At 66.9% G+C, this 26,301-nt stretch carries 19 protein-coding genes and 2 pseudogenes; 16 read left to right on the top strand and 5 right to left on the bottom strand.

The features are described 5' to 3' along the window. Positions 1-1,467, bottom strand: a complete 1,467-nt coding sequence (locus tag D187_RS27140; RefSeq protein ID WP_043431682.1) for an ATPase domain-containing protein — start codon at positions 1,465-1,467, stop codon at positions 1-3. Positions 1,468-1,654: 187 nt separating this feature from the next. Here D187_RS27140 and D187_RS27135 point away from each other — a divergent pair, with 187 nt between their 5' ends. Together D187_RS27135 and D187_RS27130 are read left to right on the top strand one after the other, a co-directional pair. Next, positions 1,655-4,018 (top strand): phosphoketolase family protein, encoded by a 2,364-nt coding sequence (locus D187_RS27135; protein WP_002632470.1) that lies wholly within the window; start codon positions 1,655-1,657, stop codon positions 4,016-4,018. Continuing rightward, the gene (locus D187_RS27130; protein ID WP_002632471.1) at positions 4,015-5,184 is read left to right on the top strand and encodes an acetate/propionate family kinase; all 1,170 of its coding nucleotides are present in this window, start codon (positions 4,015-4,017) and stop codon (positions 5,182-5,184) included. Before D187_RS27135 ends, D187_RS27130 begins: the two co-directional genes overlap by 4 nt. A gap of 12 nt (positions 5,185-5,196) precedes the next feature. Here the strand turns inward: D187_RS27130 and D187_RS27125 are convergent, their stop codons facing one another. Next, the gene (locus D187_RS27125) at positions 5,197-6,393 is read right to left on the bottom strand and encodes a cytochrome P450 (RefSeq protein WP_002632472.1); all 1,197 of its coding nucleotides are present in this window, start codon (positions 6,391-6,393) and stop codon (positions 5,197-5,199) included. A 196-nt stretch (positions 6,394-6,589) separates the two neighbouring features. On the opposite strand from D187_RS27125, the gene cysC reads away from it, so the two are divergent. The 6 genes and pseudogenes from cysC (at position 6,590) to D187_RS27100 (ending at position 14,195) form a co-directional block, all read left to right on the top strand. Beyond that, positions 6,590-7,162, top strand: a complete 573-nt coding sequence (cysC, locus tag D187_RS27120; protein WP_043431700.1) for an adenylyl-sulfate kinase — start codon at positions 6,590-6,592, stop codon at positions 7,160-7,162. A 133-nt stretch (positions 7,163-7,295) separates the two neighbouring features. After that, positions 7,296-9,419 carry a sulfatase family protein gene (locus D187_RS27115; RefSeq protein ID WP_002632474.1) on the top strand — a complete coding sequence of 708 codons (2,124 nt, stop codon included), beginning with the start codon at positions 7,296-7,298 and terminating at the stop codon, positions 9,417-9,419. Between the two features lie 86 nt (positions 9,420-9,505). Further along, positions 9,506-10,159 carry a hypothetical protein gene (locus D187_RS27110; RefSeq protein WP_051256561.1) on the top strand — a complete coding sequence of 218 codons (654 nt, stop codon included), beginning with the start codon at positions 9,506-9,508 and terminating at the stop codon, positions 10,157-10,159. Between the two features lie 260 nt (positions 10,160-10,419). Next, positions 10,420-11,364, top strand: a complete 945-nt coding sequence (locus D187_RS27105; RefSeq protein ID WP_043431681.1) for a DUF6310 domain-containing protein — start codon at positions 10,420-10,422, stop codon at positions 11,362-11,364. Between the two features lies 1 nt (position 11,365). Then, positions 11,366-12,130 (top strand): DUF5953 family protein, encoded by a 765-nt coding sequence (locus tag D187_RS52710; protein ID WP_002632477.1) that lies wholly within the window; start codon positions 11,366-11,368, stop codon positions 12,128-12,130. 753 nt (positions 12,131-12,883) lie between these two features. Further along, positions 12,884-14,195, top strand: a pseudogene (locus D187_RS27100) (IS4 family transposase). Positions 14,196-14,987: 792 nt separating this feature from the next. On the opposite strand, the gene D187_RS27095 reads toward D187_RS27100, so the two are convergent. Next, positions 14,988-15,560 carry an imm11 family protein gene (locus D187_RS27095; protein ID WP_043431680.1) on the bottom strand — a complete coding sequence of 191 codons (573 nt, stop codon included), beginning with the start codon at positions 15,558-15,560 and terminating at the stop codon, positions 14,988-14,990. Beyond that, positions 15,557-16,960, bottom strand: a pseudogene (locus D187_RS58180) (AHH domain-containing protein). The gene D187_RS27095 and the pseudogene D187_RS58180 overlap by 4 nt, the downstream one beginning before the upstream one ends. A 285-nt stretch (positions 16,961-17,245) precedes the next feature. Here D187_RS58180 and D187_RS55510 point away from each other — a divergent pair. The 3 genes from D187_RS55510 to D187_RS50430 all read left to right on the top strand — a co-directional run bounded on the left by D187_RS55510 (position 17,246) and on the right by D187_RS50430 (position 18,995). Beyond that, positions 17,246-17,533: a glycosyltransferase family protein gene (locus D187_RS55510; RefSeq protein WP_051256560.1), complete on the top strand. Its 288-nt coding sequence runs from the start codon at positions 17,246-17,248 to the stop codon at positions 17,531-17,533. Between the two features lie 112 nt (positions 17,534-17,645). Then, on the top strand, positions 17,646-18,215 hold the full coding sequence (locus D187_RS57180; protein ID WP_211241575.1) for a hypothetical protein: 570 nt from the start codon (positions 17,646-17,648) through the stop codon (positions 18,213-18,215). Positions 18,216-18,341: 126 nt separating this feature from the next. After that, positions 18,342-18,995, top strand: a complete 654-nt coding sequence (locus D187_RS50430; RefSeq protein ID WP_002631966.1) for a glutathione S-transferase family protein — start codon at positions 18,342-18,344, stop codon at positions 18,993-18,995. A gap of 111 nt (positions 18,996-19,106) precedes the next feature. On the opposite strand, the gene D187_RS50425 is transcribed toward D187_RS50430, so the two are convergent. Then, on the bottom strand, positions 19,107-19,655 hold the full coding sequence (locus D187_RS50425; protein ID WP_051256559.1) for a MarR family winged helix-turn-helix transcriptional regulator: 549 nt from the start codon (positions 19,653-19,655) through the stop codon (positions 19,107-19,109). Positions 19,656-19,836: 181 nt separating this feature from the next. On the opposite strand from D187_RS50425, the gene D187_RS27065 reads away from it, so the two are divergent. The 5 genes from D187_RS27065 (at position 19,837) to pqqB (ending at position 26,297) form a co-directional block, all read left to right on the top strand. Continuing rightward, positions 19,837-21,252 carry a cytochrome P450 family protein gene (locus tag D187_RS27065; RefSeq protein ID WP_002631960.1) on the top strand — a complete coding sequence of 472 codons (1,416 nt, stop codon included), beginning with the start codon at positions 19,837-19,839 and terminating at the stop codon, positions 21,250-21,252. Between the two features lie 25 nt (positions 21,253-21,277). After that, positions 21,278-22,528 (top strand): cytochrome P450, encoded by a 1,251-nt coding sequence (locus D187_RS27060; RefSeq protein ID WP_002631959.1) that lies wholly within the window; start codon positions 21,278-21,280, stop codon positions 22,526-22,528. 92 nt (positions 22,529-22,620) lie between these two features. Further along, on the top strand, positions 22,621-25,089 hold the full coding sequence (pqqF, locus tag D187_RS27055; protein WP_002631957.1) for a pyrroloquinoline quinone biosynthesis protein PqqF: 2,469 nt from the start codon (positions 22,621-22,623) through the stop codon (positions 25,087-25,089). A gap of 154 nt (positions 25,090-25,243) precedes the next feature. Continuing rightward, positions 25,244-25,315: a pyrroloquinoline quinone precursor peptide PqqA gene (gene pqqA, locus D187_RS52700; protein ID WP_076606242.1), complete on the top strand. Its 72-nt coding sequence runs from the start codon at positions 25,244-25,246 to the stop codon at positions 25,313-25,315. Between the two features lie 70 nt (positions 25,316-25,385). Then, entirely contained in the window at positions 25,386-26,297 is a 912-nt protein-coding gene (pqqB, locus tag D187_RS27050) for a pyrroloquinoline quinone biosynthesis protein PqqB (protein WP_002631955.1), read from the top strand. The last annotated feature ends 4 nt before the right edge of the window (positions 26,298-26,301 follow it).

Here is a 26,301-nt window from a genome sequence, read left to right as displayed (position 1 = left end):
CTATTGGCCCCGATGCGTCGGGACCCGTGCCTGTCCCGTCAGGAGTTGCTGTCCGTCCTCGATGATGTCGCCCACGGCCAACCCCTTCTCCCCGATGATCAACTCGCGGAAGGAGTGATCGTAGCCACTGTTGCGCACCTTCATGGCACAGATGAAGCGGCGCAGTTGGGAGCGCAGTTCCACGGAGCGCAGATAGAGGATGTTCTCCGCCACCAGGGACAAGCCCTGGAGGGGAAACTTCAGCTCCGGACCGAAGGCGGCCTGCGTCTCGGCCGTGTAGACCAACGTCACGTCCCGCTGGCGGCACTCGTTGACGAGCGCCGCCAGGAAGCGCGTGACCCGGCCCCGCTGGCCACTGGCCTTCTGCAACCCGTCATACCCATCGAGGAAGAGCCTGCGCACGCCCCGCTCGCGGATGAGGGTCAGCAACTGCACCCCGAGCTTGTCGAGGACGTTCTCCAGCGGCGGATGGTAGCTGATGGCGAGATCACCGCGCTCGACCAAGGGATCGAGGTCCAGACCCACGCCGCGCGCCTGGACCCGCATGCGCTCCGGAGAGTCGTAGAAGGCGAAGTGGTGACCGCGCTCACCCTGAAGCGCTCCCTGCGCGAGGAAGCTCACGCCCAGGAGCGTCTTGCCACTGCCCGGAGGGCCATACAGCAGGGTGGAGGAACCGGACGGAATGCCCCCGTGCAACATCGCGTCCAGCCCGGCGATGCCGAAGGCGCACCGCGTGTGGCCCGAGGGGGTATGGGCGACATCCTCGCGCGGAAGAGACTCCAGGCGGGGGTAGACGACGAGCCCGTCGTCGGTGATGTCGAAGCTGTGCCATCCGAGCAGGTGCGCGCTGCCCCGGAACTTGCGCACGTCCAGCTCCCGGAGCATGCGCGCGCCCTGCGTGCGCTGCCGCAGTACGATCAACCCATCCACCATGGTGTGCTCGGCGCGCAGCCCCTTGCCACCGCCCGTGGTGAGGATGAGGGTGGTACACCCCAACAGGTTCGTCACCACCTGGAGGTTGTGGATGAACTTCTTGAGCGCCTGGGGGGACGGGGCCATCTCCTCGGCGGCCACCAGGCCATCGAGCACGAGCAGCGAGGAGTCGCGGGCCTTGATTTCCTTGCGGATGAGCGCGAGCAGGCCATCCAGTCCACTCTGCTCCAGCACGTTGAACGCGCTCACGTACGTGGCGGACCGCCCGATGCGGGAGGCATCGAAGAACGAGAGCGGCTCGAGGTTGGAGATCAGATCCGTGTGCGACTCGGCCAACAAGGTGACGTACAGCACCCCGAGTCCCTGCCGGAGGTGATGGAAGCAGGTCTGGTTGGCGAGGATCGTCTTTCCCGCGCCCGGCAGCCCCATCAGCATGTAGGTCCGGCCCCGGCGCAACCCCCCATGCAGCACCGTATCGAGGCCCGGGACGCCCGTTGAAATCCGCTCCTGAGGACCTGGACCGTGCACTGTCATCACTCGTTCTCTCCTCCACCGCAGACTAACGGCCTGTGTTCAGTGCGTGCGTAACTGGAACGGCCTTCGCGCGCCAGCGTCATCTGTCGAACGCCCCTCTTCCGCCCGCGACCCCCGGTTCCCGCGCGGCTGGTAATCGGCTCCGTGGCCGCACCCGCCACACCCCACCGCCCGCGAGGAGCCGCGCATGTCCGGTCCACTGAGTGCTTCGGAGCTGGAGAAGATCGACGCCTACTGGCGTGCCGCCAACTACCTCTCGGTGGGGCAGATCTATCTCAAGGACAACCCGCTGCTCACGCGCCCACTCGTGCTGGACGACCTCAAGCCCCGGCTGCTCGGGCACTTCGGCACGACGCCCGGGTTGAACTTCATCTACGTCCACCTCAACCGCATCATCCGGCTGAACCAGGCCAACATGATGTATGTGATTGGCCCGGGACATGGCGCCCCCGGCATCATCGCCAACACCTTCCTCGAGGGCTCCTACACGGAGACCTACCCCAACATCGAGCGCAACACCGATGGGGTGAAGCGGCTGTTCCGCCAGTTCTCCTGGCCCTACGGCGTGCCCAGCCATGACTCGCCGGAGGTGCCCGGCTCCATCAGCGAGGGCGGCGAGCTGGGCTACTGCCTGCTGCACGCCTACGGCGCCGCCTTCGACAACCCGGACCTCATCGTCGCCTGCGTGGTGGGAGACGGTGAGGCGGAGACGGGCCCGCTGGCGGCGAGCTGGCACTCCAACAAGTTCATCAACCCCATCTCCGATGGCGCGGTGCTGCCCATCCTCCACCTCAACGGCTACAAGATCGCCAACCCCACGCTGCTCGCGCGCATCGACCCGGACGAGCTCGAGGCCCTCTTCCGCGGCTACGGCTACCACCCCTACGTCCTGGAGGGAGATGACCCGCGGACGATGCACCAGCGGATGGCCGAGGTGCTCGACACCCTCTACCGGGAGATCCGCGACATCCAGCGCAAGGCACGCGAGAACAACGACGCCACCCGGCCCCGCTGGCCCATGTTGATCCTCCGCACCCCCAAGGGCTGGACGTGCCCCGCCACGGTGGACGGCAAGCCGGTGGAAGGCACCTGGCGCGCCCACCAGGTCCCGCTCGACGCGGTGCGCACCAACCCCGAGCACTTGAAGCTGCTCGAGCAGTGGCTGCGCAGCTACAAGCCCCACGAGCTGTTCGACGAGCACGGCACCTTCCGCGAGGAGCTGGCGGAGCTCGCGCCCAAGGGGCGGCTGCGCATGGGCGTCAATGCCCACGCGAACGGCGGACAGCTCCTGGTGCCGCTCGTGCTGCCCCACTTCCGCGAATACGCGGTGGAGTGCGGCACGCCGGGCTCCCACCTGGTGAGCGCCACGAGCGTGCTGGGCAAGTACCTGCGTGACGTCATGCGCCGCAACCACTCCCAGCGCAACTTCCGCATGTTCGCGCCGGACGAGAACGCCTCCAACCGCTTGCAAGCCGTCTACGAGGCGAGCGGCAAGCGGTGGAATGCCCGCTACGAGGACGTGGACGAGTCGCTCTCCGTGGACGGCCGGGTGATGGAGGTGTTGAGCGAGCACCTGTGCCAGGGATGGCTCGAGGGCTATCTGCTCACCGGACGCCACGGCTTCTTCTCCTGCTACGAGGCGTTCATCCACATCGTCGACTCGATGTTCAACCAGCACGCCAAGTGGCTCAAGTCCGCCAAGGACCTGGCGTGGCGCAAGCCCATCGCCTCGCTGAACTACCTGCTCAGCTCCCACGTGTGGCGGCAGGATCACAACGGGTTCTCCCATCAGGATCCCGGCTTCATCGACCACGTGGCCAACAAGCGCGCCGACACGGTGCGCATCTACCTGCCCCCGGACGCCAACACGCTCCTGTCCGTGGCGGACCACTGCCTGCGCACGAAGAACTACGTGAACGTCATCATCGCGGGCAAGCAGTCCGCCCCGGTGTGGCTCGACATGGAGAGCGCGGTGCGCCACTGCGCCGCGGGCATCGGCATCTGGGAGTGGGCGGGCAACGAGGCGGGAGGCGAGCCGGACGTGGTGATGGCCTGCGCGGGGGACGTGCCCACCCTGGAGACGCTCGCCGCGGTGACGGTGCTGCGCGAGTGGGCGCCGGAGTTGAAGGTCCGCGTCGTCAACGTCGTGGACCTCTTCACCCTGGAGCCCGTCGGCGGCCACCCCCACGGGCTGAACGATGAGGACTTCGACCGGATCTTCACCCGGGACAAGCCCGTCGTCTTCGCCTTCCACGGCTACCCCACCATCGTGCACAAGCTCACCTACAACCGGGCCAACCACGGCAACATCCACGTCCACGGCTACAGGGAGGAAGGCACCACCACGACCCCCTTCGACATGACCGTGCTCAACAAGATGGATCGCTACACGCTGGCGCTCGACGCGATCCGCCAGTCCCGGACCACCGCCCACCGGGTGAAGGATGCCGAGCAGCGACTGTCGGAGGTGCTCCAGCGGCACAAGCTCCACGTCACCGAGCATGGCGAGGATCTACCGGAGGTGCGCGACTGGAACTGGACGGCGCGATGAACGGCCCCCTGCTGGTCATCAACAGTGGCTCGTCCTCGCTGAAGTTCGGCGTGTATGCGCACCGCGAGGGTCATGAGGCCGTGCTGTTCAAGGGCGTGGTGCGGCACATCGGGGGCGAGCGGGGCACCCTGTCCCTCCAGGACGCCCACGGACAGAAGGTGTTCGAGAAGTCCGCGCCCTACCCCACCCAGCGCGAGGCGTTCGAGCGGGCCATGGATCGGCTGGAGTCCCTCGGCCACACCCCACCCGTGGCGATCGGCCACCGCGTCGTCCATGGAGGGCCGCACCTGCGGGAGCACCGGGCACTGACCGACGAGGTCCTTCACACCCTGGAGGCGACGACGCACTTCGCGCCCCTGCATGTGCCGCCGGCGCTCGAGCTCATCCACCACGCGCGCGGGCGCTACCCGTCCGTGCCCCAGTTCGCGTGCTTCGACACGGTCTTCCACCGCACCCTGCCCGAGGAGGCGGCCGTCTTCCCGGTACCGCGCGAGTACCGGGAGCAGGGCGTGGAGCGCTACGGCTTCCACGGGCTCTCCTACGAATCCATCGTGGAGCGGCTCAAGCCCCGCGTGCCCGAGCGCACCGTCGTGGCGCACCTGGGCAGCGGAGCCAGCCTGGCCGCGCTCCGGCACGGCCTCTCCGTGGACACCACCATGGGGTTCACCCCCACGGGCGGCATTCCCATGGGCACGCGCACGGGCGATATCGACCCCGGCGTGCTGCTCTGGCTGCTGCGCCAGGGCCACGTGGATACCGAGGGGCTCGAGTCCCTGGTGAACCACGACTCGGGGCTCAAGGCGCTCTCCGGAGGCACGAGCGACATGTCCGAGCTCACGCGGGCCGCGGGGTTCGGTGATGCGCCGGCGGCGCTGGCGCTCTCGGTCTTCGTGCGGAGCATCGCCAAGACGATCGGGGCCTATGCGACGGTGCTCGGCGGAATCGACCTGCTCGTCTTCACGGGAGGCATCGGCGAGAACAGTCCCATCGTGCGTCAGCGCGTCTGCGCGATGCTCGGCCCGCTGGGGCTGGTGCTCGATGACGGCCGCAACCGGGACGGCCAGGGAGTCATCTCGGCATCCGGCTCGCGCGGGACGATCCAGATCCTCCCCAGCGAGGAAGAGGAGCAGATCGCCCGCCATACGCGCCGGCTGATGCGGGCCTGAGGGCACCGGAACTCAGGCCGGGTGCAGCTCCATGGGGAGCACCGCGGGCCCACGGGTCGTGACCGCCACGTTCCACGTCACGGGACCGGGCTCGCGCACCAGCCGGTCACACCGCTCGAGCAGCACCTCCACGGCCAGGCGCGCCTCCAGCCGGGCCAGGGGCGCCCCCACACAGAAGTGGATGCCCTGGCCAAAGGCCAGACTCGGTACGCCCGTGCGATCCATGTCGAAGCGGTGGGCATCGCGATAGACGGACTCGTCCCGGTTGGCCGAGACGAACTGCACGAGCACCGTGGCTCCCTTGGGCAGCTTCACCCCACCCAGCTCCGTTTCCTGGGTGGTGGTGCGGATGGTGGACTGGGAGGGGGACTCGAAGCGCAGCACCTCCTCGATGAATTTGGGCACGAGCGTCCGGTCCTTCTTCAGCCGCGCCCAGATGTCCGGGTTGTCCGCCAGCGTCAGCCCGCAGAGCCCCAGCAGGTCATACGTCGTCTCCAGGCCCGCGACGAGCAGCAGGACGAGGAAGCCCATCAGCTCGTCATCCGACATCACCCCGCCTTGTGCTCGGGCCTGCAGCAGATCGCTCACCACGTCATTGCCGGGCTCGCGTTGGCGCAGCTCCAGGACGCCCGTCAGGTGGTGCTTCATGTCGTCCAGGAACGCGACCAGCTCGGCCCGTCGCTCCGTGGCCTCCGCGGGGATGATGCCGACGCCCGTCACCGCGTCCGCCCAGCTCTTGAAGCGTGGCGCCAACGAGGCATCCAGCCCCAGCAGCGCGCCCATGGCGCGCGAGGGCAGCGCCAGGGCCATCGACTCGACGAAGTCCACCCGGCGGCGCGCCAACATGTCGGCGACGATCGACTCCGCCGAGGCGCGGATGGAGGACTCCAGGCGGGCCACGCCCGGAGCCGAGAAGGTCCGGGTGATGAGCGACCGCAAGCGGGTGTGGGTCGGCGGATCCATCATCAGGATGGAGTCGATCACCGGGTTGCGCTGCTCGAGCCAGGCCGGCTGCACGGCGGAACGGAAGCCCTCGGACGAGAAGAGCTGCGGATTCTTGAGGACGTAGAGCACGTCCTCGTAGCGGGTCACCGCCCACATTCCTCCCGGCTCCACCTGGCTCACCGGCGCTTCCCGCCGAAGTGCCGCATAGAAGGGGTGTGGGTTGTTCCAGATCTCGGGCGCGTAGACGTGGGGTCGGTGGGTCATGAAGGGGACTCGAGGAAGGACCTGGAGGATAGGTCCAGCCTCGCACCGGCGGCAATGCGCCCTGCCCCCCGCGCGCAGTTCGACCTCACTGGGATGCGCTACCTCGACGCCGAGCAAGGAAGCAGTCAGGAGACGAGAGGGCGTGATACCTTGGACGCTCGGCTTTCGAGACGAGGGTCATGAGCGTGAGGCCGCGGTGAAACCATCAGGGGACGACGCCGTCCGGTCGAAAGGCTTCATCCTTTGGTTCACGGGCCTGTCCGGCGCGGGCAAGAGCACGCTCTCGGTGGAAGTCAGCCGCCGACTGATGCCCAGACATTCCGTGGACATCCTCGATGGGGATGAGATCCGCAACTTTCTCTCGCGCGGACTGGGTTTCACCCGGCCGGACCGCGAGGAGAACATCCGGCGGATCGGCTTCGTGGCGCGGCGGCTCGCCAGGCATGGCATCGCGGTGCTCTCCGCCGCCATCTCCCCGTATCGAGACTCGCGCGACGAGGTGCGGCGGTTGGCGGCCGAGGAGGGCATCCCGTTCCTCGAGGTATACATGCAAGCCAGTCTGGAGGTCCTCATCCGTCGAGACGTGAAGGGGCTCTACAAGAAGGCCCTGGCGGGTGAGATTCCCCACTTCACGGGCATCTCGGATCCCTACGAGCCGCCCGAGTCGCCCGAGATCTTGATCCTCAGTGATTCGGAGAGCGTGGAGATGAGCGTGGCCCGCGTCCTCGCTGTCCTCGAGGAGCGGGGGCTGACCTCGCCGGCTCGATGAAGCCTGTCCGCTGGGACGCCCCGCCCGAGCGACCAGACGAGCCCAGGATGCCCGCTCGCCTCTCTCCGAGGTGTCGGACACCACCCGGCGAGTCGCCTGAAATTCCGGCGAGGGGGTGTCAGTCGCCTGCCCGATGAACACCCTGTCCGGTGAGATGAGGCCCGCGACCCCGCTCCCTTTCGTGCGTGTGCTCACCTGGGCCTGCCGGGGCGGGCTGTGCGCCTTCATCGGTCTCTACACCCTGTGTGCCGTGCTCAACATGCAGTTGGGCTATCAGGGCAACGAGAACACCGAACTCACCGCGCTGGTGTGGCGGGAGTGGCGGCACGTGGTGTTGGGGCAGGTGGCCCGCCTTCTCACGGCCCATACGGTGCTGGGGCTGCTCGCGGGGCTCGGCCTGGGGCTGGGCGCGTGGGGCGTGGGCGTGAAGCGGTGGAGCGCGGCCTTCCTTTGGGGACTCGGCGGAAGCCTGCTCCTCGCGCTGCTCGCGCTCCTGGGGGACATGGCTCACCATCCCCACCTCTACGCCGCCACGCTCTACACGCGCGCGGAATGGACGCGGGCCCTGCTGCTGGCTGTCAGTCAGACGTCTCCCGCGCCCTGGCGGGCCCTGGCCGCGCTGCTCCTCACGCTCGCCCCCGTGTTGGCGCTCTGGCGTCTCGGGAGGGAGCATCGAGGGGAGGTCCGGACGCCGCGGCTCGCACCGGCCGCGCTGAAGCCCTTGGGGGTGGCCGTCCTGGGTGCGCTGCTCATGGGACTGCTGCTCGCGTGGAACCCCGGCTCCGCGGCCTCCTCCGAGCGGCCCCGCCGCCCCAACCTGCTCATCCTCGCCTCGGATGGGCTGCGGCCGGATCACCTCTCGGGCAACGGGTATCCCCGCCCGACGTCGCCGCACATCGACCGGCTCATGCGCGAGGGCAGTCACTTCGAGGAGACGCTCGTGCAGATTCCGCGCACGGGGCCCTCGTGGACGACGCTGCTGAGTTCGCAGTGGGCGGGCCAGCACCCCATCCGTCACACCATGGTGGGCCCCGAGGCGCGCGCTCAATCCTTTCCCACGCTCGCCACCGCGCTGCGCGAGGCGGGCTGGCGGACGGAGGTGCTGTCCGACTACGCGGGCGACATCTTCTCGCGCCTGCCGTTGGGCTTCGAGCACGTGAGCGCCCCCTCCTTCAACTTCCCCGAGCTCATCCGCCAGCGCATGCTCATCACCCAGGTGACGCTGCTGCCGTGGACCGCGCTCGTGCCCTCGTTCTTCCCCGAGCGGCGGCAATTTCCCGAGCTCACCGACCCTTCCCCGCTCGCGGCGAGCACCCGCCGCGCGCTCGAGGGCGTCGGCTCCGACGAGCCCTTCGCGCTGCTCGTGTTCGCCTCGGTGACACACTTCCCCTACGCCGCGCCGCATCCGCACGAGGGTCGATTCCTCACACCTGGAGAGAGCGGACCCTGGCACTTCGGGGCCACGCCCCAGATGGAGCCGCCGCGCGCGCCTCCGAGTAACTCGGACAAGGCGGCGCTGGTGGCCAACTACGATGCGAGCGTGCTCGCCTTCGATGCGTTCGTGGGGCGGACGATGGAGGAGCTGGAGCGGCGGGGGCTCGAGGAGGACACGCTGGTGGTGGTGCTGTCGGACCACGGCGAGCACCTGGAGGAGAGCGACCGGGGAATGGGCCATGGGGAGCACCTGTGGGGCGGCGAGGCCCTGCGCGTGCCCTTCATCCTGCGCTGGCCGGGGAAGGTGGCGGCGGGCCGGGAGGTGGCGGTGCGCGCCCGGGCCATCGACGTGGCGCCCACCCTGCTGGATCTGTTGGGCGTGGAGGCCCCGGCGCGCTTCCAGGGGCGCTCGTTGGCCGCCCAGCTCACGCCGGGGTGGGAGCCTCCCGCGCTGGAGGAGTTGCCCGCGCTCATCGAGACAGACATCTGGTTCTCGGAGCGGGATGGCCAGCGCTACCAACGGTTCCGCCTGCCCTACCCCTGGCTCTACGAGACCATGCGGGCGGAGCCCGGCACGGGGGACCTGTCACTCAAGCCCGAGTGGGAGGAGACGGTGGAGCGCGCCAGGCACCGGGGCCTCTACCTGGGCCGCTGGAAGCTGCTGGAGCTGCCCACGCGAGAGGGCGTGCGCGTGGAGCTCTATGACGTCCACGAGGACCCCGAGGAGCGGCACGAGGTGTCCGCTGCGCATCCCGAGGTGGTGTCTGAATTGCGCGCCCGGCTCCACCGGGAGCGCACCTGGGGCGAGCAGGACGCGCTGTAGCGACCTGCCCCAGGTCTCGGACGAGCGGATGTGCCGCTCGCGGGGAGGGCCCACGAGCGCGGAGTGGAGCTAGACTGCCCTGCCCCATGTCCTCACTACCGCCTTCGATCATCGATAAAGACGACCTGTGGTTCCTGGAGGTCGTGTCGGAACTGCGCACGTGCCTGTCCATGCTCCTCGGACCCGAGGTGGCCCTGGCATTGAACCTGCGCCGTGGGCATGGCCTCTCGTTCGAGGCGCTGCATGAGAAGTTGGTCTCGCTGAGCGAGCGAGACCTCATTCAGGTCTACTCCGTGGAGAATGAGCAGCAGGTGATGCTCGCGTGTGAGGATTTCGGGCGAGCGTTGGCCGAGAGCAGACCGCGAGGCTCGGACACGTTCGCCTATCAACTCACCGCACGAGGGGGCGCCACCTGGGAGCATTACGCCCGGCCCGATTGGAGTCGCTATCTCACGGCCTGGTCCAGCCTCGAGCCACGGGAGTGCGTCATCGAGGCCAACAGCCGCGAAGCCGCGGAGGCGGAGTATCGACTCCATGAGGTGGATGGCAGCGGGCATCAGCCGGTCGCGGAATCGAAGCGGGGCGAGGCATTGGTGCCCTGGCAGGCCACGTATTGGAAGGTCCTGCCCACGGGATACCGGCTCCGCTATGACTGGGTGCCGCGACCAGCTGGCTTCTCGGGGCGGAAGCCTCTTCCAGGGCGAAAGCGGTGGTATGTGTCGCTCGCGCTCGACGAATGAGGCGAGAGCCGCTCGCGGACGGGTGTCAATGACAGTGCACGATGCCCGTCAGCCCATCGGTGAAGCGATACCAGCTGGAACATCCTCAGTGGCCAACCCATCCTCTTCCCCCGCGCGTGTGCTCCGCCAGGCCGAATACACCCTGGAGGCCAGTCGCAAGTCCTCAGAAAGACGGGAAGAGCGGTCGGTTACCCGTCCACGTCGAGCTTCGTTCTCGCTCAAGTCCCCCGTTTCGAATCCTTTGATACCCTCTCCGAGCTATGCGTTTCCGAGCGTGCATCGCACTTTTGCTCTATGTCTCTGCCTGCGCTACGTCAGCGCCCAGCTCAAGAAAGCTGGCGGCCCGAGACCCGAGGCCCAACCTCCAGCGAGCGGCGACGCTGCCCTGGACGGATGGGGGGCGTTGCGCCGTCCGCGAAGCTTCTGAGCCCTGGTCCGTGCTGGTGGAGCGGTGCTTTCATGCCCTGGACCATGACCGGATCGAGTTTCACGACCGCACGGGAAAATGCGCGATCGCCTCGGCGGGTGCCGCTGCCGTGGGGCTTGGGGTCTGCGTGCTGGCGGCACCGGAGCTCGTCGTGGGGGCGGTAGTTGTGGCGGGCGTGGTGGTGGTGGGCTTCGCCATCAAAGAAGCGTTGGATACTTACGCGGAGAAGAGGGGTCGTCCCCAGGCAAGGCCCGTGCCTGAAACGCGCCCCGTGCCAGAAGTGAAGCCCGTGCCCGAAACAAAGCCCGCGCCGCAGGAGCCCTCGCCGAAAAAAAGGCCCAAGCCGGAGCCAAGAGCACCGGATTTCCCTCCTCTGGAGCCACCCGAAGTCACGGAGCGAGATCGCAACAGGTGCGAGCCCGTCCCAGTGCCGTACCACCGTGGCGGTAATAAACTGCACAACAAGTGCGCCGACAGAATTCCGTTCAACAGTTTCCCCGGCGGGGATGTGTTCGTGAATGGGAAAAACTTCGACGCGCTGCAACTGGCCACGCGCACGCTCTGGGAGGTCAAGACCGACAATTTCGATACGTACCCACCCGACCTTCGAGACATCGTGGTCGAGGGCCTGGTGGAAAAGTTGCGGCATGAGCGCGCCCTCGCTCTGGCTTGCGGATTTGACTTCCGGGTCGGCGTGCGGAGCCCCGCGCACAAAGCCGCGCTGGAACGCACGGCCCCGGATCTCGATGGAGTCATCGTAGTTATGGAGTGGTGCTGAGATGCCAGCCACACAAGAAAATGAACTTGCCATTACCGTTTACGCACCAGAACTCGTGGGCAACGATGGCCGCCCTTTGGCCGTTGTTCATGGAATGGAGCGTGCGCTCCCTGGCTTGCGCCTGGAGTGGACGATTTCTAGCGAGGGGAAGCGCATCCCAGTGCCGCAGCGCGAGGCATTTCTCGCCCGAGGGAGGCCAAACGGGCGTGGCTTTCCGCTCCTCCGCAACGGGGATGATGACTTCCGGGTCACGGTGACTGGATTGGAACTACCGGCGGGCAGCTCGCCGGGTGGCCAAGCCCAGCTCGATATTCATGCGGTGTTGCCTCTGACCGTAGACGGCATCGCGGCGGCCGAGGAGGTGCTGGAAGCCATAGCGGAGGGTGCTCGCGCCTTCTGGGGGCATGCAACGCCGTTCAACGCGGGAGTAGATATTGCGCGCCAGACGAAAAACTGGGCGGCGAATCCGCAGCCTCCACCCCGAGGGCTGCCAGCGCTAAAGCTCCCATGGAACATCCGCTCGCCTGAGATTCCGGCTCGCCTTGGATGGCTGAACTACTGGTCGGCCGCTGCCGCACGGGCCATCGGCTTTCCGGACTCGACTCGCGATTCGGACCTGCTCTCGCGCTCACGGCGCACGGCGTCGGGGGGGTGGGTTGTGCAGCTCACCGATGCACCGCTCGACCTGGACAACCTCGCCCACCTGGACGCGCTACTGCGGGCTTACGAGCGCTTCCCGGAGGTCGGCGGGCGCTCCACCCCTTGAGGCTCGGCACGGCTCGCAATGGCCGTGCTCAGGGTTCCGCCTTCTGGCTCACCGGGAATGTGACGTTCCCGAGGGTGACAGTGCGCGGCCCCCCCTGCCTCCTCTACAGCGTGGAGCGCATTGTTCGCGGACATGGGGCGCTGGCAGCAGCGGCTCGAGCCCGCCATGACGGAGCTCTCCTCCCTGGAGCCCGAGCTCCAGAGAGGGTGTCAAAGGACTCGAGTGCGCCAGGTAAAGCCTGGGTGAGGAGGAAGCGATGTAGAGCGGAAACTTCACGAAGGGACCCTGCGGGTTCAAACCCCGCCCGGCAAAGGAGGCCACCAGCCGGAAGCGAGTCTTGCGTGGTGCCGGGGTGACCCGGGCCGCGAAGCGTAGACAGCGAGTAGGTGGGCCGCGTGATTGAGCCCCGAAAGAATTGAATCGTCGCGAGAGCCGACGCCGTTCGAGTAGCGGAAGGCAGCATCCCAGGGTCGCAACAGGCCAGGTCCTGGGGTCTCGCCGGGGTCTGAGAGCGGGGCACGCACACAAGAGGGTCCTCCAGGAACCTGGGAGGTCCTGACGACCACCACTTTCAAGGTCATGTGGAGGGTGCTACCATAGGAGTCAGGTGGGAAGGTGAATGCCCACCTGGGCGGAGGTGGGTCCGGAGTTACGGACGACCAAGACGAATTCCTCGCGCCCCTACGCGGAGGAACGAACGTGGCCTTGAATACAATCGTGGAGCGTTTCACGCAGCGCAGTCCCGTCACGGTGATGGTGCGCCGCACGCTGGAGCATGCCCTGAGTTCGCAGTGGATTGATGAGGTATTTGAAGCACAGCGAGACAAGCAGTACACGCGTGAGCTGCTCTTCTCCTCGGTAGTGGACTTGATGGGACTGGTGGCGCTGGGATTGAGGCCGTCGCTGCACGCCGCGGCGCAGTCGGCCCCCGACTTGACCGTCTCGCTGGCAGCGCTCTACGACAAAGTCAATCGCACCGAGCCCCAGGTGGTGCGAGCGCTGGTGCAAGGGAGCGCGGAGAGACTGTTGCCGGTGGTGCGACCCATGAAGAAGCAGGAGCCGTGGGCGGCGGGCTACCAGGTGCGAGTCTTGGATGGCAATCATCTACCGGCCAGTGAGAAGAGGCTCAAGCCGCTGAGAAACTTCCGAGGAGCAGCACTGCCCGGACAGTCCTTGGTGGTGTATGCGCCTGAGATGGGGTTGGTGGTGGATGTGCTGCCCGCGGAGGATGCGCATGCACAGGAGCGAGCGTTGACGGGGCCCGTGCTGGAGCGAGTGAGGGGGGGAGCTGTGGCTGGCGGACAGAAACTTCAGCACGAGTCGGATTTTGCGAGCGGTGGAGGAGAAGAAAGCGGCCTTCATCATTCGCGAGCATGGAGTGTCGCCCAGTCCGACCGAGCTGGGAGAGAAGCAAGAAGTGGGACGAGGGCGGACAGGAAGAGTGTACGAGCAGGCAGTGCGCGTGGAGGGGGAGGTGCCGTTGGAGCTGAGACGGATTGAAGTGCATTTGGATGAGCCAACGGAGGATGGGGAAACAGTCATCCGCCTGCTCACGAACGTGCCGACGGAGAAGATGAGCGCCCTGGAAGTAGCGGAGTTGTACAGGAAGCGCTGGACGATAGAGGCGATGTTTGGAGAGCTGGAGTCCGTCCTCGAAAGCGAGGTGAGGAGTCTGGGGAAGCCGAGAGCGGCGCTGCTGGCTTTCGGGGTGGCGGTGCTGGCCTACAACGCGTTGTCCGTGGTGAAGTCAGCAGTGGAAGCCAGCCATGACTTGGAGGCAAACAACATGCAAGTGTCCACCTACTACATCGCCGCCGAGGTGAAATTCACCTACGGGGGGATGATGGTGATGGTGGAGCCAGAGGAGTGGGCCGGGCAGGAAGTGCAATCCGCGGAGCAGTTGAGTGCGGCCCTGTTGGAAATGGCGAAGAAGGTGAAGCCCGCGACGTTGCGCAAACATTCCCGGGCAGCCAAGAAGAAAGTGAAGAAGGGCTATGCTCCGGGGGAGGTGGCGCGCAAACACGTGGCGACAGCGCATGTGCTCAAGGGGGAGACGCTCTGCTGAGCAGGGAGGAACCGAGGCACTCAAGAGACCAGACGACCCCAAGAGCGTCCAGTGGCGGGCGCTCCATGGGATGGCTATGTCTTGATAGAGCGCCAGGTTGCCTTCGCTCGCCATTTCTTCCCTGTTTGTCATTCTAAAAGAAGCACCCTCCATCGACCTTGAAAGGGGAGGTCCTGACGACTCCACGTTGAGTGGCCGGTTGGGGAAGCCGGTGAACAACCCTGGTCCGCGGAGGATGGGCGCCCGACCTCCACGGGAGCGAAAGACGGGTGGCGGTGGTACTGCGCCGACGAAGGCAACGAAGCCGGGCGGGAAGGTCGTCAGGGAGTCGGAGTGCCTCGTAGTACCGATGAAGCGGGGGAACGCAGCGAGCGGACCCCGTGGAGGGAAGGGGGCACCGGAACATGGAACCGGGGGAGGGAAAGACGGAGGGGACACCGAGCCCTACAACCGTCTCAACACAACGTCCTCGGATAGTGCTCGCGGCGAAACCATGAGCCGAGGAGCCGGATGCGGGAATTCTGCACGTCCGGATCTGTGGGGGGCCGGGGTGGGCAACTGCCCCGGCCTACCCGACGCGACGCGAGCCGGCACGACACGCGGCGGGAAGGAGTAGAGAGGGAAGCTCACCGAGAAGTCTCCCCGCCCGCCGCCACCGAGCCGCCGCCTCTTGGAAAGCGGGGTGTCCGCCCCCACGAACGCTGTGCGTGCGCAGGGGGAACCCAAGGCCCGGAGTGTCGCTACCGATACAGGAGCGTCTCCCACAGGAGGCGACGAGCGCAAGGCGCCCAGTCACACTTCGATGAACTTGGTACCGGAGAGACCTTCTTCCTCCATGGCCAGCTTGACGCGCTCGGAGACGATCAGCACCACCGTCCAGCCCCAAGGACGGAAGATATTAGCGCCGCCCACCTTCGTCGGATCTATCCTCAGGCCGGCGACGTTCCGGTATTCGCCCACCCTTTCTGGCTCTCCATGCCTGGGCTCCCAAAATGTAACCTCCTCGCATCGGGCCTCATCAATACACCTGATGATGTGGAGTGTGTTGAGGATGAAATACTGCTCAGACTTATTTTCCACTCGTGCCGGGATGAATTGCACGTCGTTCTGGATGCCTAGCTGCTCGCACAGGGAAACAAAGCGATGGCTTACAACAGCAGTGGCCTCTGTTTCTGTATAATCGAGTGCCTGCCCGGGGTAACGCACAGAGAAGAAGGGCCTCCAGTCCAAGCTCAAAGCATTTCCCTCTTGTAGCCGCCCGGGAATGCTCCTCCTTCCCTCAGCGTCCCAGGGGCCTTGGACATACCAACGCCCCGGAATGTGTACGTCGCCCGTTAGACGGAAGTATCTATCCTGATTGCTCATGGCTTCTTTGTAACGAATTTATTGAGTCGTGATCCAGACCTGCAGATGTCGCCCGCGATTTCATCAAGCGCATTGGTGAGTTTGCGCCTGCATTCGTCTGGCCCTGCGCACAGCTGACTGCGTCAGTCAGACGGTCATAAACCTCTTGATGGTACTGCTCGGGGTGAGGCCCCTTGTGGCCAATAACAAAGAGCTTGTTCGCTGGATCATTGAGGCTCATGCCGGCTCGTTCGAAGAGAGGCTCAAACTGTGGTGTCCAGGGGCCACCTCTGACTTCGGCCTTGCCATTCTTGTCGGTGGCAATGTGGTGTTCTGGAGCATCACCCTTGCTGTTGTCTTCCCGGCAGCCTCCCGTTGTCCGGGCCGCCTTGATGGCTGCCTTGACCGCGGAGGCTTCTGTGCCCAGCAGAGCCCCCATCAGCAGGACCGTCCCGTTCGCCACAGAGGTCTCCGCAGCCGCGGCCTCTCCGACCACGATCGGCAGGCACCTGCGCACCGGCCCCCTGCACGACCGGTGCCCCCTGCAGTGTGACATTTCTCGTCAGGGCGTACCGGGGCACGCCGAGCCTTGTCCACAGTCCACCTCCTCCCGGCGCCTTGGGCACCTGTGGCAGCTTCCCCGCCAGCCGCCCCAGAGCTATTGACACAAGGACCCTCAGCGCCGTGCCGCCTATCTTCGGGCCAAAGCTCTGGGCGGCTTTGTCCAGCTGCTTGAAGTTCTGCGCCGCCTCGGCCTCCTGGTACAACTGCTTGACCGCCATCGCTACGTTCATGATTTCCGTAGCGCCATAGGTGACCAGGAGCCATAGCGAGACAGCCGCCACAAACCCCTTACTCAGAACGGGCTCAGGTGCCGCGAGCGCCGCGAGATACAAAGTCATTGAGGCGGCCATGGATACGATAAAAGCGGGCGAGCTGAACAGCTCCATGGCCGCCTCGCGTGCGCCCTCTCCCTTATATTGAGGGGAGAGCCTCAGAGCCTGGAAGAAGCGGCTGTCTTCCAGGTTGCTTGGCAACGCGAGGGCAGACGGCCCCGTCCTGTAAAGCTCTTCATAGTCCTTGCGAATCTTCTCCTGCCACTCTGGAGGGGCCGTGCTGACATATTGAGTCCCCACACTCGCGAGCCTCGCCCCGCCGGGGTACCGTGGCGGAGGGAGTGGCTCCTGCTTGCCGTATACCTCTTCGAAGGCCGCACGGATGACTTGCCTGTCCTCCCGGGTCAGCGCCTCCTGGTCGCGGTCGGGAGGGAGTCGCTTGAAGATGAACTGAACCCCTTTACGCCCCCAGCCGCCGTCGTACTCGCGCACTTCGACAGGCTCGAGTGCTCGACCGGGCGGGGCGCCTCGAGCCAACATCGGTATCAGCACCAAGCACAGGGCGTGAGTGACAAGCTGACGCATGACCGGATCCTCCTGCCCCTCGGAGCACCCCAGGAACGTGAGTTGGTGATTGTCCCCACCATGGGGAAAGGAGGCAAGCTCCATTTCCCAGGACGCATGGGGTTGTCGGAGAGGGTGTCAAAGAACTCGAGCGACGCGATCCGGCACGACGCGCGGCGGGAAGGAGTGGAGAGGGAAGCTCACCGAGAAGTCTCCCCGCCGCCACCGAGCCGCCGCCTCTTGGAACGCCACGACGAAAGAGCGGTACTGCTCGCGCAACTCCTTCAAGGCCCGGTGCGTGGAGGCATGCCCCAACGGCCGAGCACTGCGCTTGAGCTGCTCGGGCGGGTGGAGCCGCTGCTGGCGCTCTACCGCAAGGCGCTCGCGGGCCCGTGGGGAGAGGCCCTGAGAGCCGAGGAGCCCTCGCTGCAGAGCCTGGTCTCTCGCTGCCGGGCGAGGCGGATGCCCGAGGACTCCCTGCGCGCGGTGGACGCGGAGCCGCGCTCGGTAGTGAGCGTGAACACGCCGGAGGGCCTGGCCCGCCATGGAGCATCCCTCCCCTCGCCTGGGCTCCGAGGCAACGCCAGGGACTGACGGCCCCAAGGGGTTGCATCGAGGCCACACGGGTAGTCCCCGGAGCCGACGAGGTGCACCCTTGCTGAGAGGGCCGCTGTCGGACGCGGCGCTCATGCACAGGGGGTGCGCCATGGCAACGAAGAGTTCTCGGGTGACGATCGACCATGAGGAGATCCGCCAGTGGGCGGATGCTCGCTGTGGCCGGCCGTCGATGGTGACGGGGACGGGCAAGGGTGACGAAACGGGCATCCTGCGGATCGACTTCCCGGGCTACTCGGGCCGGGGGACGCTGGAGCCCATCTCCTGGGACGAGTTCTTCGACACCTTCGAGAAGCACAAGCTGGCGCTCGTGTACTCGGCGCATGCGCATGGGCACCGCAGCAACTTCAACAAGCTCATCGCCCGCGAGACGGTGGACCTGGAGACGGGCGAGAAGCTGGGGCCCTCGCGCCATCACCGCAAGCTGGCCGAGCAGGCCCGGGCCACGGCGAAGAAGGCCACCGCCGAGAAGACGACGGCCCGGAAGGCCACGCCGCGCCGGGCGACCCGCAAGAGCCCCGTGGCGAGCGGCGAGCACCGGGCCCCTCGGAGCGAGGCCGCACGCACGACGAAGGGGCAGGGCTCGCAACGGGGCGGCACGAGGCAGAATCCCGAGCGGCGTGGCACCAGCCGTGGCGGCGGGCGCTCCCGGGGCAGGTAGCACCTGGTTCCGCTCCGGGTGCGAGTCTTTCGCACCGGCTCCCTTTCCGGGTAAACACCTCGGAGGCGCTCGCGCGCTATCGGGCCTACCTCCCGCGCACCTGGGACCCTCTCCGGCCGTTCGCTGATGATGCGCATCCTCTTCCACATCCAGACCTCACCCTTCGCCCGCCGTACCCGCCTCGCACTCGCGCACAAGGGGCTCACCGTCGAACTGCGTCACGTGCGTGCCCACCCGGAGTTCCTCGAGGAGTCGCGCCGCCTCTCCCCGCTCAAGACGACCCCCGTCCTCGTCGAGGAGGATGGGCGTGTCCTCGGGGACTCGACCGCGATCTCCCACTACCTCGATCGGGCCTACCCCTCGGCTCCGAGGCTCTGGCCTTCGGAGCCCGATGATGCGCTCGCCGTCTTCGAGGTCGCCTCGCTCGTCGACGTCGCCCTGGGCACGGTCGCCGATCTCGGCGCCCGGTACTACGCGCTTCACTCCTCCGAGGCCTGGAGTGCCGTGAAGACCGAGGCGATGGAGCGCGTCCAGCGCGCGCTGGACGCACTGGGCCAGCGCGTCTCGGTGCTCTCGCGCCCCACCATCGCCCGGAGTGGCTGGTCGGCGGCGGACATGTGGCTCGTCACCGCGGAGCACTGGCTCGCCACCTTGCCCCAGCGTGCGCCCAAGTACCCCGTGCTCGCGCAGATGGTCTCGCTCGGTTGGCGCTTGCCCTCGGAGCTCCGCCGCTGGGCCGATCAGCACCGCAACCGGCCCGACATGATCGCGCTCGGCTAGCGGCGGAAGGCCGGCGGAAGGTGTCAAAGAACTCGCTGGTACGAGTCCTTTGACACCTTCCCCGACACCTTCCCCGGCAATGGCTCAAGGCACGTCGGGCTTTCGCCCGTATCACTTCTTTTTTTGGCCGCCGCTCGCGGGCGGCACACGTCTCGGCCGGGCGGAGCGCACCTCCTCGTCCTCCAGCCCTCCCTCCGGGGGAGAGGGCGTGCGTTGCTCCAGCGCGCCGATCGCACGCTCCACGAGATCCAGCGCGCGGCCCAGTTCCTTCAGCTCCGCCGGGGAGGCGCTCGCGAACTGGGCGGCCAGGTCACCGGTCACCGCCTGCCGGACCTGTTGGCTCACCGCCAGTCCAGCCTCCGTCAGCACCGTGCGCAGCCGCCGCCGGTCATCGGGCTCGGCCTCGCGTCGCACGTAGCCCTGCCGCTCCAGGCGGTCGAGCAGTCCGGTGATGACGGCGGGGGTGACCAGCAGCCGCCGCGCCAGGAGCCTGGGAGAGGAGACTCCCTGCCGGATGGCGTAGAGCAGGGTGAGCTGACGCAGACTCAACTCCCCGCTCAGTTGGTTCGCCTGCACGCGCGTGGCGGCCCAGCGGTGGAGGCGGGACATCAGCAGCAGAGCGCGCTCCGCGTGCTCGATGGGGGGGTCGCTCCGAGTCATCGCTCCTGATCCTCTGCCGCGGACAATCTCATCCATGTCGTTTACGTCAAAAATTGAACGTGAACTGAACCACTCCGTCAACGCGTACCCAGGGGGGCATGGGTATTGCCAATTCCTTTGCTTCAGATATGTTTTCCCAGGCTAACGACTTTGGGCCCGGTGGCCCGACGTGAGAGGACACATGGCGACGACCCCCCCCGACGCACAGGAGCGCGAGACGGCGCCCCACACGAGCCCAAGCCTCGGAGCGAAGACGACCCCGAACGAGGCGCCCGTCGCGCCCCCCACGGTGAAGCTGGACAGGGCGAATCCAGAGTTCCTGGCCGGTGCCCACGCCATCTACTCTGGCCTGCGGGCCCAGGGCCCCGTCGTGCGCGTCTCCTTCGGCTCCAACCTCACGGAGAAGGCCCGGGCGGCGGGCGCGCCGGAGCACCAGGCCCAGGGAGCCTCGGGAGATGAGTGGCTCTTCGTGACCCGGTACGACGAGGTGACGGAGGCGCTGCTCGACGAGCGGATCGCCTCCGACTTCCGCACGGGAATGACGCCGGCGCAGAGCGAGCGCGCGGTGGCCGCCATGCCCGAGGAGTTCCGCCCCATCGCCCACAGCCTCATCATGCTGGATCCCCCGGATCACACGCGGCTGCGCAAGCTGGTGCAGCCGAACTTCACCGCACGGGCCATGGATGCCCTCAAGCCCCGCATCCAGCGGCTCGTGGATGAGCTGCTCGACAAGGCCGAGCGGGCCGCGGCCGAGCGGGGCGAGACGGCACCGGAGCGCCGGATGGAGTTCGTCGAGGCCTTCGCCTACCCGCTGCCGGTCCAGGTCATCAGCGACCTGCTCGGCATCCCGGTGGAGGACCAACCCCAGGTGCATGTTTGGGCGGAGCGGTTCCTCCAGTCGGATCCCCAGCAGTACATGACCAACCAGGCGGCGCGGGCCGGAATGATGGACTTCACGCGCTACCTGGAGGGCTTGTTCGAGCGCAAGCGGCGCGAGCCCACCGAGGACATGATCAGCCAGATGGTGCACGCCCAGGAGGATGGCGACAGGCTCAGCTCGCAGGAGCTGCTGTCGATGGTGTTCATCCTCTTCATCGCCGGCCACATCACGACGGTGAACCTGCTGGGCAATGGGGTCGTCGCGCTGCTGAAGCATCCCGAGCAGCACGCCCGCTTCCTCGCGGACCCCGCTGGCATGGCCAAGGGGATGGTGGAGGAGACGCTGCGCTACTGGGGGCCGGTGGACTTCCTGGGGAGCCCGCGCATCGTCAAGGAGGACCTGGAGCTGGGCGGTGTCCACATTCCCAAGGGCTCGAAGCTGTCGGTGGGACTCGCCTCGGCGAACTGGGATCCCCAGCGCTTCGAGAATCCGGACGCGTATGACATCTCGCGGCCCGATGCCCACCGGAACATCGCCTTCGGCAAGGGCATCCACGTGTGCATCGGGGCCCCGCTGGCCCGGCTCGAGGCACAGATTGCCTTCGAGACCCTGTTCCGGCGCTTCCCGAAGTTGCGGCTGGCCGAGAGCGCCGATTCGCTCCGCCTGGGCGTGGGGGCCGCCATGCGCGGCTTCAAGCACATCCCGGTGCTCTTCTGAACCGAAAACCCATAGGAGGCTGTCCATGTCGCAAGAGCAGACGAAGTCCGAGACGAAGTCCTGTCCCTTCAACCCGAATGCCCCCGGCTTCGACGTCAATCCGTACCCCATGTTCAAGGATCTGCGGACCCAGGCGCCCATCTCGTACTGGGATCAGGGCCATGGTTGGATCGTCACCCGCTACGAGGATGTCATCGCCGCGCTGCGTGACAACAAACGCTTCTCGACCAACCCCGCTGATTGGGAGCTCGCCAGCACCCTGGGGACCGCGGCGCTGATTCCGGAGCGGGACGAACTCAACAAGTCGAACCTCTTCGCGCTGTCCGACGCGGACCATGCCCGGGTGCGCAGGCTCGTCAGTCCAGCGTTCACCCCCCGTGCCGTCGAGTGGCTGCGGCCGGAGATCCAGGCGATCGTGGATGAGCTGCTCGACGCCGCGGAGGCCAAGGGAACGGTCAACCTGGTGAGCGACATCGCGGACCCCATTCCCGCGCGGGTCATGAGCTCCCTGCTGAAGATTCCCAAGGGGCGCGAGGTGCTCTTCCAGCGCTTCACCGAGGCGTCGATCAAGAGCATCCTCCCCAGCCTGATTCCTCCCGAGGAGTTGGTGGCGGTGCGCAAGGACATCCGCGAGGGCATCGCACTGCTGCGCGAGACGATCGAGGAGCGGCGCCGCAACCCCGTGGAGAACGACATCCTCACCACCCTCATCCAGACCGAGGAGCAGGGTGACAAGCTGAGCACCTCGGAGCTGCTGTCGCTGGTGGCCTCGCTCATCGTGGGGGGCTTCGAGACCACGGTGCACCTCATCGGCTTCACCCTGTCCAACATCCTGCGGCGGCCCGAGCTGTTCGCCCAGCTCAAGGCCGAGCCCGAGCTCGTCAAGAACACCCTCGAGGAGGTGCTGCGCTTCGACAACTTCGGCAAGCTGGGCCTCACCCGCTACGCGCGCGAGGACGTGGAGTTCGGCGGCGTGAAGATCAAGAAGGGGCAGCGGTTGTTCCTCATGATCAACAGCGCGATGCATGACGAGGCCGCGTTCCCCAATCCCGAGACGTTCGACGTGCGCCGCAGCACCACCGCGACCGTCGCGTTCGGCAACGGGATGCACTTCTGCCTCGGCGTCCACCTGGCGCGGCTCGAGGGGCGGATCGCCGTGGACACCCTGCTCAAGCGCTTCCCCGACATGAAGCTCGTCAAGCCGCCCACGTTCGGTCCCCATCCGGTCCTCCGCAAGATGGAGACGCTCGAGGTGCAGTTGATCGCCCGCTCCTGAGCGCACGGCAGATGGCGATGCGGACGCCCGGCACGGGGGCGCCGGATCCGCTAGCATCTCCCGGTGACGATCCATTTCTCCCGGGAACCCCCATGACCGAATCCAGCGACCAGGGCTGCGAAAGCCTTGTCCTCGCCCATGGCTTGCGCGTGCGCCTGCGCCATGAGCCCCGCCTGCGTCGTGCCGCCGCATGGCTGAGGGTCGAGGCCGGCAGCCACGACGTCGACGCGCGGTGGCCGGGGCTGGCGCACTTCCTCGAGCACCTGGTGTTCCTCGGCACGGAGCGCTTCCCGCGCGAACAAGGGCTGATGGCCTTCGTCCAGCGCCATGGTGGACAGGTCAACGCGCGCACCAGCGAACGCACCACCGACTATTTCTTCGAGTTGCCCCAGGCGGTGTTCGGCGAGGGCCTGGATCGGCTGTGCGACATGCTGGCCCGGCCGCGACTGGCCATCGAGGACCAGCAACGCGAGCGCGAAGTGCTGCATGCCGAGTTCATCGCCTGGTCGCGCGATACCCAGGCCCAGCACCTGTTCGGCCTGGCCGGCGGGGTCTCGGCCCGCCATCCGCTGCGCGCCGTCCATGCCGGCAACCGCGACAGCCTGCCGGTGGCCAGCCCCGAGTTCCAGCAGGCACTGCACGACTTCCATCGGCGCTACTACCGCACCGGGCAGATGACCTTGCAACTGGTCGGGCCGCAGCCGCCGCGGATTCTCGCGGGGCTGGCCAGGGACGCCGATGCCGCATTGGCCGCGGGCCCGCGCAGCGCCAATGCACCCGTGGAGACGCTGCTGGGCAACCCGGGCGAGGCGCCGCCGGCCAGCGACCCGCGACGGCTCAACCTGCTGTTCGCCTGCGACGGCCTGCCGCCCGGCACGGACGAGGCGCTGCGTTTCCTGGAACTGTGGGCCGGCTCCGCCCATCCCGGCGGGCTGCTGGCCGAACTGCGACGCCTGGGCTGGGCCCAGAGCCTGTCGCTGAGTCCGCTCTACCAGTACGCCGACCAGGCCCTGGTCAACTTCGAAGTGCAGCTGACCGAAGCCGGACAGCAATCCCGGGCGGCGGCCCAGGCCCTGTGCTTCGACTGGCTGGAGTACTTCCAGTCCCATGCCGGTTGGGAGCCCCTGCGCGAGGAGTATCGCCTGCTGCGCGGCCGCCAGTCGCGGACCGAGGGGGCGCTGGAGTGGGCCCGGCGCCTGGCCCATGGACAACTTTCGGAACTGCCGGACGAAGCCGTCCCGGCCCTGCGGGCCTTGCTCGAACGTTTCACGCCCCAGGCACTGCTCGCGCCCGGCGCCCAGGCGCTGGACGAACCGCCCCGGCTGCCGCCGTTCGGTCCCTGGCACCTGCCGCCGCGCAACCGTTTCCTGCGCGGCCAGCACCGGCCGACCCAGGCCAGCCCGCGAATCGCGGCCCTGGAGCAGGGCGAGCCCGAACCGAATCGCGGCTTGGAGGGCGCCGTGCACCTGCGCTGGCGCCTGGCCAGTCGGCATCACGCCGCGCTGTGGCACATGCTCGATGCCAGCCTGCGCCGGCTCGGCGAAGAAGCCCGCCAGGCTGGCGTGCAACTGGAATTCTCACGCCTGGGTCCGGACTGGCAGTTGCGCCTGTACGGCGTACGCGAGCCGATCCCGGCGATCCTCGAACAGGCCGTGGAATTACTGCAACGCCCGGCACCGGAGAGCTGGCGCCAGGCCAGCCCCCCCCCGCGCCAGCAGGTACCCATCCGCGAGCTGCTCGCCCAGTGGCCCGAGCATGGCCTGGGCCACCACCGCCCGGCTCGCAACGACAGCGGCGAGTTGCACCCCGAAGCGCTGCAACGGCTGTGGCGGCAGGCACGCTGGGATGGTTTGCTACTGAACTTCGACGATGCCGACCGGCTCGCCCTCGACGCCGTGGCGGCGCACTTGCCGGGCAGCGCCTCGAACGATCTCCACCCGTTGTCCACACTGCCCGACCGAGCCAACTGGAGTCAGGTGCACTGCGGTTCGGACGAGCATGCACTGCTGGTGTGGTGTCCGGCGCCGAGCCTGTCGATCGAGGACGAGGCCGTCTGGCGCGCACTCGCCCAGTTGATCCAGACACCGTTCTACCAACGCCTGCGAACCGAGCTACAGCTGGGTTATGCGGTGTTCAGCACATTCCGCCAGCTGGCCGGCCGCCCCGGACTGTTGTTCGGTGTACAGTCCCCTGGCAGCGACTGTGCGGCCTTGTGGGGGCATATCGCCGAATTCCTCGATGCCCTGCCCGAGCGCCTCACTCAATGGCCGGGGACAAGACTGCGCGAGCAATGCGCGGCGCTGGCCGACAGCCTCGACGGCGGCAACCTCGGGCTGGCGCAGCGACTCGAGATGCAGTGGCAAGGAAGATTGGCCGGCCATTCGTCGGATTATTCCAACACATTGAGAGAATCTTATTCCAACACATTGAGAGAATCGGTCGGTCAACTGGATGGGCCGGCGCTGGTCGAGGCGGCGCATCGGCTGTTGGCCAGCCAGGTCAGCTGGACCGCGCTGGCAACCGAGCCTTGCCCGGGTGCGTCCTGGTATGCGGCGGTCTGACTCTTGCCAGGAACGTATCAGGAGCATTAACGAAGATTTAAACCCGCCAGGTGGGAAATTCAGTAACATACGGCCCAAGCATCGAGACAGCTCCACCTGGAGCTGGCCTGGATGTGAGGCCGAAGTTCAACCATCCTGAGAAGGAGCATCTCCTATGTGGACCAAGCCTGCTTACACCGACCTGCGCATCGGCTTCGAAGTCACCATGTACGCCTCCAACCGCTGAGCTGACCTGCAGGACAACGCCTCGGTCCGCCGAGGCGTTTTTGTTTCAGCCGCCGCACGATTGATTGGTTATGTACATTCAGATTCTAGGTTCCGCCGCCGGCGGTGGTTTCCCACAGTGGAACTGCAACTGCGCCAACTGCAAGGGCTTCCGCGACGGTTCCCTGCGCGCCCGGGCCCGCACCCAGTCCTCCATTGCCCTGTCCGATGACGGCGTGCATTGGATCCTGTGCAACGCCTCGCCCGACATTCGCGCGCAATTGCAGTCCTTCGCACCGATGCAACCGGCCAGGGCCCTGCGCGACACCGGGATCAATGCGATCATCCTGCTCGACAGCCAGATCGATCACACCACCGGCCTCTTGAGCCTGCGCGAAGGCTGCCCGCATCAGGTCTGGTGCACCGACATGGTCCACCAGGACCTGACCACGGGCTTCCCGCTGTTCAAGATGCTCAGCCACTGGAACGGTGGCCTTCAGTGGAACCGCATCGAGCTCGAAGGCCGCTTCACCATCCAAGCCTGCCCGAACCTGAAGTTCACCCCCTTCCCGCTACGCAGCGCCGCGCCACCCTATTCGCCGCACCGGTTCGACCCTCACCCGGGCGACAACCTGGGCCTGGTGGTCGAGGACCTGCGCACGGGCGGCAAGCTGTTCTATGCGCCGGGCCTGTACCAGGTCGACGACGCGCTCAAGCAGCACATGGCCGACGCCGACTGCCTGCTGGTCGACGGCACGCTGTGGTCGGACGACGAGATGCGGCGCCGCGGCGTCGGCACCCGTACCGGCCGCGAGATGGGCCACCTGTGCCAGAGCGGTCCCGGCGGCATGCTGGAACTGCTCGACGGCTTCGAGAAGCCGCGCAAGGTGCTGATCCACATCAACAACACCAACCCCATCCTCGACGAAGACTCGCCCGAGCGTGCCGAGGTCGAGCGCCGGGGCGTGGAAGTCGCCTTCGACGGCATGAGCATCGAGCTGTAGGAGT

The sequence above is a fragment of the Cystobacter fuscus DSM 2262 genome (assembly GCF_000335475.2).
In the GTDB taxonomy this organism is placed as follows: domain Bacteria; phylum Myxococcota; class Myxococcia; order Myxococcales; family Myxococcaceae; genus Cystobacter; species Cystobacter fuscus.
The sequence above is the reverse complement of the archived record's forward strand: the minus strand, read 5'-3'. Positions and strand labels throughout refer to the sequence as shown.